General features: G+C 70.6%; 9 protein-coding genes. 6 read left to right on the top strand and 3 right to left on the bottom strand.

The window, feature by feature from the left end:
• Positions 1–163 precede the first annotated feature (163 nt).
• Positions 164–976: a hypothetical protein gene (locus ACWDX6_RS26450; protein WP_451487385.1), complete on the top strand. Its 813-nt coding sequence runs from the start codon at positions 164–166 to the stop codon at positions 974–976.
• A 76-nt stretch (positions 977–1052) separates the two neighbouring features.
• Here the strand turns inward: ACWDX6_RS26450 and ACWDX6_RS26445 are convergent, their stop codons facing one another.
• Positions 1053–1544, bottom strand: a complete 492-nt coding sequence (locus ACWDX6_RS26445) for a MarR family winged helix-turn-helix transcriptional regulator (RefSeq protein WP_451487384.1) — start codon at positions 1542–1544, stop codon at positions 1053–1055.
• A 223-nt stretch (positions 1545–1767) separates the two neighbouring features.
• Between ACWDX6_RS26445 and ACWDX6_RS26440 the strand changes: the two genes are divergently transcribed.
• Positions 1768–2604 carry a lysozyme gene (locus tag ACWDX6_RS26440; protein WP_451487383.1) on the top strand — a complete coding sequence of 279 codons (837 nt, stop codon included), beginning with the start codon at positions 1768–1770 and terminating at the stop codon, positions 2602–2604.
• Positions 2605–2670: 66 nt separating this feature from the next.
• Here the strand turns inward: ACWDX6_RS26440 and lon are convergent, their stop codons facing one another.
• Complete coding sequence (gene lon / locus ACWDX6_RS26435; protein ID WP_451487382.1) at positions 2671–5091, bottom strand: endopeptidase La; 2421 nt, start codon at positions 5089–5091, stop codon at positions 2671–2673.
• A 258-nt stretch (positions 5092–5349) separates the two neighbouring features.
• Positions 5350–6057 carry a DUF6585 family protein gene (locus ACWDX6_RS26430; protein ID WP_451487381.1) on the bottom strand — a complete coding sequence of 236 codons (708 nt, stop codon included), beginning with the start codon at positions 6055–6057 and terminating at the stop codon, positions 5350–5352.
• A gap of 214 nt (positions 6058–6271) precedes the next feature.
• Here ACWDX6_RS26430 and ACWDX6_RS26425 point away from each other — a divergent pair, with 214 nt between their 5' ends.
• The 4 genes from ACWDX6_RS26425 to ACWDX6_RS26410 all read left to right on the top strand — a co-directional run bounded on the left by ACWDX6_RS26425 (position 6272) and on the right by ACWDX6_RS26410 (position 12908).
• Positions 6272–6937, top strand: a complete 666-nt coding sequence (locus ACWDX6_RS26425) for a spermidine synthase (RefSeq protein WP_451487380.1) — start codon at positions 6272–6274, stop codon at positions 6935–6937.
• A gap of 59 nt (positions 6938–6996) precedes the next feature.
• The gene (locus tag ACWDX6_RS26420) at positions 6997–7734 is read left to right on the top strand and encodes a response regulator transcription factor (protein WP_451487379.1); all 738 of its coding nucleotides are present in this window, start codon (positions 6997–6999) and stop codon (positions 7732–7734) included.
• Positions 7731–8819: a HAMP domain-containing sensor histidine kinase gene (locus tag ACWDX6_RS26415; protein ID WP_451487378.1), complete on the top strand. Its 1089-nt coding sequence runs from the start codon at positions 7731–7733 to the stop codon at positions 8817–8819. Before ACWDX6_RS26420 ends, ACWDX6_RS26415 begins: the two co-directional genes overlap by 4 nt.
• Before the next feature lie 258 nt (positions 8820–9077).
• Positions 9078–12908, top strand: a complete 3831-nt coding sequence (locus ACWDX6_RS26410; protein WP_451487377.1) for a multifunctional oxoglutarate decarboxylase/oxoglutarate dehydrogenase thiamine pyrophosphate-binding subunit/dihydrolipoyllysine-residue succinyltransferase subunit — start codon at positions 9078–9080, stop codon at positions 12906–12908.
• Positions 12909–12945 lie beyond the last annotated feature (37 nt).

The raw sequence follows: 12945 nt of genomic DNA, 5'->3' as shown, positions 1-12945 counted from the left end.
CGGTTGGATCTTCCGCGTGGGCTTTGGCAAGATGCCCGCCCGCAGCTTCGCGGAGGACTCCGTTCCGCCTTCCGCCCCCACCTCGCAGGGCTTGGTACAGGCCATATCCGGCCGTTTGGAGGGGTTGTGAAGGAGTGATGCGGGCGGGGGCAGACTGGGGTTCATGCGCACCGAAGCGGCCACCCTCCCCGGCACCTCCGAACGCCCCAACGAGGACTGGGCAGCCGCAGCTCTGCCCGCCTCCGGCGCAGGCGGGACGGTGGTGGTGCTCGACGGGGTCACCCCGCCCCCCGGGGACGACGGATGTGTGCACGGCGTCCCCTGGTTCACCTCGCGCCTCGGCGGAGCTTTGACCGAACTGTCCAGTTCTCGGCGCGAGATGACGCTGCCCGAGATCCTGTCGCTGGCAATCGGGCGCACCGCGGACGCCCACCGCGAGAGCTGTGACCTTTCTCACGTACGCACTCCGCAGGCGACGGTCGCGATGGCCCGCTGGAACGAGGAGCGGGTGGAGCACCTGGTGCTGTCCGACGCCGTCCTGCTCCTGGAGGCGCCGGACGGGGCGGTACGGGCCGTGCTCGACGACCGGCTGGACCACGTCTCGCCGGAGACCCTGCGCTCGGTCGAGGCGACGGATCTGCTGCGCAACCAGGAGGGCGGCTTCTTCACGGCCGCGGCCGACCCGGCGGTGGCGGGGCACGCGGTGACCGGCACGACGGCCCGTTCGTCGGTACGGGCCCTGGCGGCGCTCACGGACGGCGCGGGGCGCTGGGTGGAGCTGTTCGGCGAGGGCGACTGGTCGGACTGCTTCCGGCTGCTTCGGAACGAGGGGGCGCACGGGCTGCTCCGCCGCGTACGGGCGCTGGAGGCGCGCGGCGATCGGGGCGCCCGGGGGCCGAAGGCGCGGGACGCGGCGGGCCGCTTGCGGCGCTGGAAGCGCCACGACGACGCGACGGCGGTGTACGCGGAGCTTTAGGCCGTGGCCGCGAAGACGGGGCCTGGCGCCTCAGCAGGCCTCGTCCCGGCGCCTCGACAAGACTCGTCCCGGCGGCTCAGCTCTCCGCGCGTGCGTTCAGCTGGTGCAGCAGCCGGGCCAGTTCGGCGACCTCGCCGCGGTCCCAGTCGGCGAGCTTGCGGACGTACCGCCCGCGTCGCGCGTCCCGTACGCGCCGGAAGCGGCCCTTGCCCTCCTCGGTGAGCCGCACGAGCGAGGCGCGCCCGTCGGCCGGGTCGGGGTCGCGGGCGACGAGGCCGAGGTCCTCCAGGGCGCGCAGCTGGCGGCTCATGGTCGCCTTGCCGACACCGAAGTAGCCGGCGAGGTCCGTGGCGCGCTGCGGCCCCGCGTCGTCGAGGCGGACGAAGAGTCCGTACGCGGCGGGCTCCAGTTCGGGGTGGACCTCGCGGGCCATCTCGCCGGACTGGGCGCGGGCGCGGCGCAGAAAGACCGCCAGTTCCCGTTCCAGGGCCAGGAATTCCTGGTCCACACCACTTCGCGTGGTCGGCGTGGTGGGGTCGCCTTCGCTTCCCGTACCGCTTCCGTGCACGTCAGCACCCCTCGCGCGCTTTCCGGCCGCTGAAACTTTCTTTCACCGCGGTCCATCGCCGCAGCTCCACCAGTATTTCGCAGGAGTAGACCAACGGCAGCACCCAGGCCCCCTTCCGCCGCACCGGTCTACGTGCGTAGCGTCTGCCCCGGCGTCTTCGCTGACATGTCCACACCAGGACATGCCGACCTCGCTCTCCCACCGAGCCTTTCGGAGGCACGCAATGCCCGTGCACAGATCCGGAAAGACCCTCGCCGGCGTCGCGCTCGCGGCCCTGGCCCTCCTCCTGCCCGTCACCCTCTCCGGCACGGCGACCGCCGCCGGCGACCGCGGCGCCCGGCAGGTGCCGGCCCGCGGTTCCGCCTGGATGGGCATGGGGGTGCCCGAGCACGACGGCCAGGGCGGAAAGCCCGGCGGCATCTCGATCCAGGCCACCCAGACCGAGGGAGTGGACGTCTCCAGCCACCAGGGCAACGTGGCCTGGTCGACCCTGTGGAACAGCGGGGTGAAGTGGGCCTACGTCAAGGCGACGGAAGGCACCTACTACAAGAACCCGTACTTCCCGCAGCAGTACAACGGCTCGTACAACGTGGGCATGATCCGCGGCGCGTACCACTTCGCCACGCCCGACACGGCGACGGGCGCGGCGCAGGCCGACTACTTCGTGAACAACGGCGGCGGCTGGTCCCGGGACGGCAAGACGCTGCCCGGTGCGCTGGACATGGAGTGGAACCCGTACGGCGCGACCTGCTACGGCAAGACGCAGTCCGGGATGGTCGCCTGGATCCGCGACTTCGTGAACCGGTACAAGTACCGGACGGGCCGTGACCCGGTGATCTACACGGCGACCAGCTGGTGGAAGCAGTGCACGGGCAACTACAGCGGCTTCGGTTCGACCAGCCCGCTGTGGATCGCCCGGTACGCTTCCACGGTGGGCGAACTCCCGGCCGGCTGGCCGTACTACACGATGTGGCAGTACACCTCGACCGGCCCGACGGTCGGCGACCACAACCACTTCAACGGCGACCTCTCCCGCGTCCAGGCCCTGGCCAACGGCTGAGCCTCCGCCCGTCCGACGGCCCCCCGGGTGCGCGGCACACCCGGGGGGCCGTAGGTCGTCCGGCCGTTACGCCGCCACCCCGACCGGGACCTCCGCCGGGGAGAGGGCGATCTCCAGCACCTGGCGGACGTCGGTGACCGGATGGACCTCCAGCTTGTCGAGGATCTCGGCCGGGACGTCGTCCAGGTCGGCCTCGTTGCGCTTGGGGATCACGACCGTCGTGATGCCCGCCCGGTGCGCGGCGAGGAGCTTCTGCTTGACGCCGCCGATCGGCAGGACCCGTCCCGTCAGCGACACCTCACCCGTCATCGCCACGTCCGTACGGACCAGGCGGCCCGAGAGCAGCGACGCCAGCGCGGTCGTCATCGTGACACCCGCGCTCGGCCCGTCCTTCGGGACCGCGCCCGCCGGGAAGTGGATGTGCACGCCGCGGTCCTTCAGACCGGTGACCGGCAGCTCCAGCTCCGCGCCGTGCGAGCGCAGGAAGGAGAGGGCGATCTGCGCCGACTCCTTCATCACGTCGCCCAGCTGGCCGGTCAGGGTCAGTCCCGCCGCACCCGTCTCCGGGTCGGCGAGCGACGCCTCCACGAAGAGGACGTCACCGCCCGCGCCCGTGACCGCGAGGCCGGTCGCGACGCCGGGGACGGCGGTGCGCCGCTCCGCCGGGTCCTGCGCCGACTCCGGCACGTGGTGCGGGCGCCCGATCAGGCCCCGCAGGTCGTCCGGGGTGATCGTGAACGGCAGCTCCCGGTCGCCCAGTTCGTGCTGTGCCGCGACCTTCCGCAGCACGCGCGCGATCGAACGCTCCAGGGTGCGGACGCCCGCCTCCCGGGTGTACTCCCCCGCCAGCTTCCGCAGCGACGCCTCCTCCAGGACGACCTCGCCGGGCTCCAGGCCCGCCCGCTCCAGCTGCCGCGGCAGCAGATGGTCACGGGCGATGACGATCTTCTCGTCCTCCGTGTACCCGTCGAGCCGCACCAGCTCCATCCGGTCGAGCAGCGCCTCCGGAATGGACTCCAGGACGTTCGCCGTCGCCAGGAAGACGACGTCGGACAGGTCGAGTTCCACCTCCAGGTAGTGGTCACGGAAGGTGTGGTTCTGCGCCGGGTCGAGGACTTCGAGCAGGGCCGCCGCCGGGTCGCCGCGGAAGTCGGAGCCGACCTTGTCGATCTCGTCGAGCAGGACCACCGGGTTCATGGACCCGGCCTCCTTGATCGCCCGTACGATCCGGCCGGGCAGGGCCCCCACGTACGTACGGCGGTGGCCGCGGATCTCCGCCTCGTCGCGTACGCCACCGAGCGCGACGCGGACGAACTTCCGTCCCATCGCGTGCGCGACGGACTCGCCGAGCGAGGTCTTGCCGACACCGGGCGGGCCGACCAGCGCGAGCACGGCGCCTCCGCGCCGGCCGCCGACCACGCCGAGGCCCCGCTCGGCCCGCCGCTTGCGCACGGCGAGGTACTCCGTGATCCGCTCCTTCACGTCCTCCAGGCCGGCGTGCTCGGCGTCGAGGACCCCCTTCGCGCCCTGGATGTCGTACCGGTCCTCGGTGCGTTCGTTCCACGGCAGTTCGAGGACGGTGTCGAGCCAGGTGCGGATCCAGGAGCCCTCCGGGGACTGGTCGCTGGACCGCTCCAGCTTCTCGACCTCCTTGAGGGCCGCCTCGCGGACCTTCTCCGGCAGGTCGGCGGCCTCCACGCGCGCGCGGTAGTCGTCGGACTCCTCGCCCTCCGCCTCGCCGTTGAGCTCCCGCAGCTCCTTGCGCACGGCCTCGAGCTGGCGCCGGAGCAGGAACTCGCGCTGCTGCTTGTCCACGCCCTCCTGGACGTCCTTGGCGATGGTCTCGGCGACCTCCTGCTCGGCCAGGTGGTCGCGCAGCTGCGCGGTGGCGAGCTTGAGGCGGGCGACCGGGTCGGCCGTCTCCAGGAGCTCGACCTTCTGCTCGACGGTGAGGAAGGGCGAGTAGCCGGAGTTGTCGGCGAGCGCGGAGACACCGTCGATCTGCTGGACCCGGTCCACGACCTGCCAGGCGCCGCGCTTCTTCAGCCAGCTGGTGGCCAGGGCCTTGTACTCCTTGACCAGCTCGGTCACGGCGCCGGGCAGCGGGTCGGGCACGGTCTCCTCGACGACGCTGCCCTCCACCCAGAGGGCGGCGCCGGGACCGGTCGTCCCCGCGCCGATCTTCACGCGGTCGCGGCCCCGGATGAGCGCGCCGGGGTCGCCGTCGGAGAGCCGTCCGACCTGCTCCACGGTGCCGAGGACGCCTGTCCCGGCGTACGTCCCGTCGACACGGGGGACGAGCAGCACCCTCGGCTTGCCGCCCCCGGGGCGCGCGGCGGCCTGGGCGGCTTCCACCGCAGCGCGTACGTCGTTGTCGGACAGGTCGAGCGGCACCACCATCCCCGGCAGCACGACCTCGTCGTCGAGCGGCAGCACGGGCAGGGTGAGCGTCGGGTACTCCGTCGACTCGGCGGTGTCAGCAGTCATGATCTCCCCTTCGGCAGTCAAGTTGAGCTATGCCGACTCAATGCTTGTGAGCCCATGAATGTTCCCCGCGGCGCGTTCGCTCTGAGCGATCGCCCGCTTCCGTTCCTGTGACGGGACGACCTCGACGGCGACCGTACGTCCCATGCCGGAGCGCCCGAGGCGGACCAGGCCCATCCCGCCCGCGCCGAGGCGGGCGATCGGACGGTACGGGCCGATGTGCGTGCGGTCCTGCCCGTCAGGTGTTCCAGGGTGGAGGGGTCAGCCCTTCAGGTGGGGGCTCAGATGCCGGCACAGCTTCATGAAGAGGTCGAGGTTGGGGACCTGGTACACCTTCGACATCTCCGGAGCCGTCGACCTCCTCTGGGAACCGTTGAACATCAGGGTCCCGGTGTGCAGGCCCAGTTCGGTGAGGTCCGCCCAGGCGACCGAGTACTTCTTGTCCGAGACGCCCTGCTGATCGACCGTGTAGGGGCCGAAGCCCACCCTCTCGCCCCGCTGGATGCGCGTGACCGTCCCGGCCAGCTGGGCACGGGTGACGCACTCCTGGATGTGGTCACCCCATACGTGCGGGTACAGGAACCCGGCGCCGTTCACCCACGAGGTGACACCGAGGGCCGTCTTCTCGGACTTGAGCAAGGGAGGTCTGCCGAAGCCTATGTTCAGGGCGCTCCCCGCCGGGTCGATCAGCGTCGAGCAGGCTTCCGCGGCGCCGCCGTTGATGGTCCTGCGGTACTGCAGGACGCGCACGGTCCCCCAGTCGTACGCGGCCGTATAGCCGTCCGGTGCCGTGACGATCAGACCGCCCTTGAAGAAGTAGAGCCTCCAGTCCCGCCACTTCCTCCACCCGAAGCCCTGTTTCGTCGCGAACGTGTCGATCCAGTCGTCCAGGCCGCTTCGGGCGGCCAGAGCAGCGATGGAGGCGGGCGGCCGCTCCTTGCGGATGTGCTCGATCTCGTCCTTTGCCATGTGGCGATCCCCCTAGATGGACGACGGAGATCCCACGGTAGAACAGAGGCCCAACTCGCGGGTGAGGGTTGCCCTGTTGCGGCGAGTCCGAGCCCCCGCGCATCGGCCGCGCGACCCGGCCGACCGGCGGCGCCGTAACGGGTTTGTCCCGAAGACGCGCGCTCCGGGAGGATGGCCGGACGACCCGACGAGCCCGAGATCGGAGCGAGTGAACATGCCGAGCCCCGTCACCCTCGACCGCCGCGAGGGACCGTACGGCGAAGTCGTGCTGCGCCGGCGCGGCGAGCACTTCGAGATCATCGCCAACGGCACCTTCCTGATGGACACCTCCGACGGACGCTCCGAACGGCTGCTGATCGACGCGGCGATGGACGCACTCGGCGGGCGCCACGGCGCCTCCGTCCTGATCGGCGGCCTGGGCGTCGGCTTCTCCCTCGCACACGCCGCGGCGGACCCGCGCTGGGCGCGGATCGCGGTCGTCGAGCGGGAACAGGCCATCATCGACTGGCACCGCGCCGGCCCGCTGGCCGCCCTCTCCGGCGAGGCGCTCGCCGATCCGCGCAGCGTGATCCTGCACACGGATCTCGTGGAGTACCTCCGCACTTCACCCGACAGCTACGACGCGCTCTGCCTGGACATCGACAACGGGCCCGACTGGACCGTCACCGACGGCAACGAAAACCTTTACCGCGCCGAGGGCTTGGCGGCCTGCGCCGAGCGTCTGAACCCCGGCGGAGTCCTCGCCGTGTGGTCCGCTCGGCCCTCCGCCGATTTCGAAGACTCCTTGCGGAATGCCGGATTCAGCGGGGTACGGACGGAAGAGATCCCCGTTGCCCGGGGCGTCCCTGACGTGGTGCACCTCGCCATCCGGCCTGCGTAGCCGGGACGCCGCCGCTGCCTCTACGCTGCTGAGCGACATCAGCTACGCAAGGCAGGGCAATGGAGCAGACACACACCACTCACCACGGTGCGGCGGCCACTCCGGGCGCGCAGCGGCGGGTGCTGGTCGTCGAGGACGACACGACGATCGTGGATGCGATCTCCGCGCGACTGCGGGCGGAGGGGTTCCTCGTCCAGACGGCGACCGACGGCCCGGCCGCGGTCGACGCGGCCGAGGCGTGGCAGCCGGATCTGATGGTGCTCGATGTGATGCTGCCGGGCTTCGACGGTCTGGAGGTCTGCCGCCGGGTCCAGGCGCAGCGCCCGGTCCCGGTCCTGATGCTCACCGCGCGGGACGACGAGACCGACATGCTGGTGGGGCTCGGCGTCGGCGCCGACGACTACATGACCAAACCGTTCTCCATGCGCGAGCTGGCCGCCCGGGTGCACGTCCTGCTGCGCCGGGTCGAGCGGGCCGCGATGGCGGCGGTGACGCCGCGCAGCGGGATCCTGCGGCTCGGCGAGCTGGAGGTCGACCACGCGCAGCGCCGGGTCCGGGTCCGGGGCGAGGACGTGCACCTGACCCCGACCGAGTTCGACCTGCTGGTCTGCCTGGCGAACACCCCGCGGGCGGTCCTCTCCCGTGAGCAGCTGCTCGCCGAGGTGTGGGACTGGGCGGACGCCTCCGGCACCAGGACGGTGGACAGCCACATCAAGGCGCTGCGCCGGAAGATCGGCGCGGAGCGGATCCGTACCGTCCACGGCGTCGGATACGCGCTGGAGACACCGGCGCCGTGAGCCGGCGACGGGAGGGTCGCACCGGGCGCCGGATATCGATCTCGATCAAGACCAAGCTGGGCACACTGGTCGTCGGCGCGGTCCTGCTGACCTCCTGTCTCGCGCTGGTGGCCATCCGGACCTCCACCGAGTTCCGCTACATCACGATCTTCGCGATGATCGCGACGCTGCTGATCACCCAGTTCGTGGCGCAGTCCCTGACGGCGCCGCTGGACGAGATGAACACGGTGGCCGGGTCGATCTCGCGGGGCGACTTCAGCCGGCGGGTGCGCGGTGCGGGCCGCCGCGACGAGCTGGGCGACCTCGCCTCCACGATCAACCGGATGGCGGACGACCTGGAGGCCGTCGACCGGCACCGCAAGGAGCTGGTCGCCAACGTCTCGCACGAGCTGCGCACCCCCATCGCCGCGCTGCGGGCCGTCCTCGAGAACGTCGTCGACGGCGTCTCCGAGGCCGATCCGGAGACGATGCGGACGGCGCTGAAGCAGACCGAGCGGCTCGGCCGCCTGGTGGAGACGCTGCTCGACCTGTCACGTCTCGACAACGGTGTCGTCGCGCTGCGGACACGCCGCTTCGAGGTGTGGCCGTATCTGTCGGGGGTGCTCCGGGAGGCCAATCTGGCCGCCTCGCAGCGCGGCCTCACCTCCAGCTCCGGGCTGCACAACCGTACGGACGTCCATCTGCACCTGGACGTGTCGCCGCCCGAGCTGACGGCGCACGCGGACGCGGAGCGGCTGCACCAGGTGATGGCCAACCTCATCGACAACGCGGTGAAGCACTCGCCCGCGCACGGCCGGGTGACCGTACGGGCCCGGCGCGGCCCGTGGCCGGACTCGCTGGCGCTGGAGGTCGAGGACGAGGGGCCGGGCATTCCGGAGGCGCTGCGGCACACGGTCTTCGAGCGGTTCAACCGCGGATCGGTGCCGGCCCAGTCGGGTCCGGGCAGCGACGGCGGTACGGGTCTCGGCCTGGCGATCGCCCGCTGGGCGGTGGATCTGCACGGCGGGGAGATCGGAGTGGCCGAATCATCACGCGGCTGCCGGATCCAGGTCACCCTTCCGGGCAGCTTTCCGGCACGGGATTGACGTAGGGTCGAACCGGAAGGACACGTTCTCCGTGTACGTGGTCAGGGATGCGAGCCCCCGGGGGTCGCAACCCCCGTCTCCCCTACCCGGGAGAGGGCAGAACCACGCTTGTTTCCCGCCATTCCCTGCCCCGAAACACCTCGTCAAGTGTGACTTGCGCGACGTTGGAGTGCCCGGCCTGCACCTCTCGGCCAGGGAGGCGTAGCCTTTATTTCCGCTGTCCATCACCTTGTGAAGCGGAAGAGGGCGGTTACCGCCGTGTCGTCTCAGTCCCCCAGTAACTCGAGCATCTCCACCGACCAAGACGGGCAGGGTCAGAACCCTGCGACCGCCTTCGGCGCCAATGAGTGGCTCGTCGACGAGATCTACCAGCAGTACCTCCAGGACCCGAATTCGGTCGATCGTGCCTGGTGGGACTTCTTCGCCGACTACAAGCCCGGCTCCTCGGACACTCCCGCCGCCGCGGGGGCGGCCGGAGCCACCCCGACCCCGCCGGCCACGCCGACGGTTCCGAGCGCGCCCGCCGCGCCGCAGGCGGGCCCCGCACAGGCCGCGCCTGCCGCACCGGCGGCCCCCGCTCAGGCCGCACCGGCTCCGGCGCCCGCCAAGCCGGCCGCCGCCGCTCCGGCCGCGCCCGCCCCGGCCAAGGCTCAGGCCCCCGCCCCGGCGGCCAAGGCCCCCGAGGCCCCGGCCGCCGCCGCGCCGGCCACCGAGGCCCCTGCCGGGCCCGAGCTGATCACCCTGCGCGGCCCCGCCGCCGCCGTCGCGAAGAACATGAACGCCTCGCTGGAGGTGCCGACGGCCACGTCCGTCCGCGCCGTCCCGGTGAAGCTGCTCTTCGACAACCGGATCGTGATCAACAACCACCTCAAGCGCGCCCGGGGCGGGAAGATCTCCTTCACGCACCTCATCGGGTACGCCATGGTGCAGGCGATCAAGGCCATGCCGTCGATGAACTACTCCTTCGCGGAGAAGGACGGCAAGCCGACCCTGGTCAAGCCGGAGCACGTGAACTTCGGCCTCGCGATCGACCTGGTCAAGCCGAACGGCGACCGCCAGCTCGTCGTCGCCGGCATCAAGAAGGCCGAGACCCTGAACTTCTTCGAGTTCTGGCAGGCCTACGAGGACATCGTCAAGCGCGCCCGCGTCGGCAAGCTGACGATGGAGGACTTCTCCGGCGTCACGGTCTCGCTGACCAACCCCGGCGGCCTCGGCACCGTCCACTCCGTGCCGCGTCTGATGCCCGGGCAGTCGGTCATCATGGGCGTCGGCTCGATGGACTACCCCGCCGAGTTCCAGGGCACCTCGCAGGACACCCTGAACAAGCTGGGCATCTCCAAGGTCATGACCCTGACCTCGACCTACGACCACCGGGTCATCCAGGGTGCCGCCTCGGGCGAGTTCCTGCGGATCGTCGCCAACCTCCTCCTCGGCGAGGACGGCTTCTACGACGACATCTTCAAGGCCCTGCGCATCCCCTACGAGCCGGTCCGCTGGCTCAAGGACATCGACGCCTCCCACGACGACGACGTCACCAAGGCCGCGCGCGTCTTCGAGCTGATCCACTCCTACCGGGTCCGCGGCCACGTCATGGCCGACACCGACCCGCTGGAGTACCGCCAGCGCAAGCACCCCGACCTGGACATCACCGAGCACGGCCTCACCCTGTGGGACCTGGAGCGCGAGTTCGCGGTCGGCGGCTTCGCCGGCAAGTCGATGATGAAGCTCCGCGACATCCTCGGCGTGCTGCGCGACTCGTACTGCCGCACCACCGGCGTCGAGTTCATGCACATCCAGGACCCGAAGCAGCGCAAGTGGATCCAGGACCGCGTCGAGCGCTCGCACTCCAAGCCGGAGCGCGAGGAGCAGCTGCGGATCCTGCGCCGTCTGAACGCCGCCGAGGCGTTCGAGACCTTCCTCCAGACCAAGTACGTCGGTCAGAAGCGGTTCTCCCTGGAGGGCGGCGAGTCCGTCATCCCGCTGCTCGACGCGGTCATCGACTCCGCCGCCGAGTCCCGCCTGGACGAGGTCGTCATCGGCATGGCCCACCGCGGCCGTCTGAACGTCCTGGCGAACATCGTCGGCAAGTCGTACGCGCAGATCTTCCGCGAGTTCGAGGGCAACCTCGACCCGAAGTCGATGCACGGCTCCGGCGACGTGAAGTACCACCTGGGCGCCGAGGGCACCTTCACCGGCCTGGACGGCGAGCAGATCAAGGTCTCGCTCACCGCCAACCCCTCGCACCTGGAGGCGGTCGACCCGGTCCTGGAGGGTGTCGTCCGCGCCAAGCAGGACGTCATCAACAAGGGCGGCACGGACTTCACCGTCCTGCCGGTCGCCCTCCACGGTGACGCGGCCTTCGCCGGCCAGGGTGTCGTCGCCGAGACGCTGAACATGTCGCAGCTGCGCGGCTACCGCACCGGCGGCACGGTCCACATCGTCATCAACAACCAGGTCGGCTTCACCGCCGCCCCGGAGTCGTCGCGCTCCTCGATGTACGCGACCGACGTGGCCCGCATGATCGAGGCGCCGATCTTCCATGTGAACGGCGACGACCCGGAGGCCGTGGTCCGCGTCGCGCGGCTCGCCTTCGAGTTCCGCCAGACGTTCAACAAGGACGTCGTGATCGACCTCATCTGCTACCGCCGCCGCGGTCACAACGAGGGCGACAACCCGCAGTTCACCAACCCGCAGATGTACAACCTGATCGACAAGAAGCGTTCGGTGCGCAAGCTGTACACCGAGTCGCTCATCGGTCGCGGCGACATCACGCTGGAAGAGGCGGAGCAGGCGCTCCAGGACTTCCAGGGCCAGCTGGAGAAGGTCTTCGCCGAGGTCCGCGAGGCCACCTCCGCCCCGGCCCCGGCGCACAGCCCGGAACCGCAGCCCGAGTTCCCGGTCGCCGTCACCACCGCGGTCTCCCAGGAGGTCGTGAAGCGGATCGCCGAGTCGCAGGTCAACATCCCGGACCGGATCAAGGTCCACCCGCGCCTGATGCCGCAGATGCAGCGCCGCGCGGCCTCCATCGACGACGGCACGATCGACTGGGGCTTCGGCGAGACCCTGGCCATCGGCTCGCTCCTGATGGAGGGCACCTCGGTCCGGCTGTCCGGGCAGGACTCCCGCCGGGGCACCTTCGGCCAGCGGCACGCGGTCCTGGTCGACCAGGAGACCGGCGAGGACTACACCCCGCTGCTCTACCTCGCCGAGGACCAGGCCCACTACAACGTCTACGACTCGCTGCTCAGCGAGTACGCGGCGATGGGCTTCGAGTACGGCTACTCCCTGGCCCGCCCGGACTCCCTGGTGATCTGGGAGGCCCAGTTCGGTGACTTCGTCAACGGCGCGCAGACCGTCGTCGACGAGTTCATCTCCTCGGCCGAGCAGAAGTGGGGCCAGACCTCCGGCGTCACGCTGCTGCTGCCGCACGGCTATGAGGGCCAGGGCCCGGACCACTCGTCCGCCCGCCCGGAGCGCTTCCTCCAGATGTGCGCGCAGGACAACATGACGGTCGCCATGCCGACGCTGCCGTCGAACTACTTCCACCTGCTGCGCTGGCAGGTCCACAACCCGCACCACAAGCCGCTGATCGTCTTCACCCCGAAGTCGATGCTGCGTCTGAAGGCGGCGGCGTCGAAGGTGGAGGAGTTCACCACCGGCGGCTTCCGCCCGGTGATCGGCGACGAGTCGGTCAAGGCGGCCGACGTCCGCAAGGTCGTCTTCTGCTCCGGCAAGGTCTACTACGACCTGGACGCCGAGCGTCAGAAGCGCGGTGTCACGGACACGGCGATCATCCGCCTGGAGCGCCTGTACCCGCTTCCGGGTGCCGAGCTCCAGGCCGAGATCGCCAAGTACCCGAACGCCGAGAAGTACCTGTGGGCGCAGGAGGAGCCGGCGAACCAGGGTGCCTGGCCGTTCATCGCGCTCAACCTGATCGACCACCTGGACCTGGCGGTCGGCGCCGACATCCCGCACGGCGAGCGCCTGCGCCGGATCTCGCGTCCGCACTCCTCGTCCCCGGCGGTCGGCTCGGCCAAGCGCCACCAGGCCGAGCAGCAGCAGCTGGTCAACGAGGTCTTCGAGGCCTGACCCGCTGTCCGTTCCCGTACGGCCGGAGGCCCGGCAC

This window comes from Streptomyces sp. NPDC003027 (assembly GCF_053591435.1).
This window is presented reverse-complemented; position numbering and strand designations above follow the sequence as displayed.

Coding starts and splice junctions, on each gene's coding strand:
- ACWDX6_RS26450 (WP_451487385.1), top strand. CDS start 164: ATGCGCACCGAAGCGGCCACCCTCCCCGGCACCTCCGAACGCCCCAAC.
- ACWDX6_RS26440 (WP_451487383.1), top strand. CDS start 1,768: ATGCCCGTGCACAGATCCGGAAAGACCCTCGCCGGCGTCGCGCTCGCG.
- lon (WP_451487382.1), bottom strand. CDS start 5,091: ATGACTGCTGACACCGCCGAGTCGACGGAGTACCCGACGCTCACCCTG.
- ACWDX6_RS26430 (WP_451487381.1), bottom strand. CDS start 6,057: ATGGCAAAGGACGAGATCGAGCACATCCGCAAGGAGCGGCCGCCCGCC.
- ACWDX6_RS26425 (WP_451487380.1), top strand. CDS start 6,272: ATGCCGAGCCCCGTCACCCTCGACCGCCGCGAGGGACCGTACGGCGAA.
- ACWDX6_RS26420 (WP_451487379.1), top strand. CDS start 6,997: ATGGAGCAGACACACACCACTCACCACGGTGCGGCGGCCACTCCGGGC.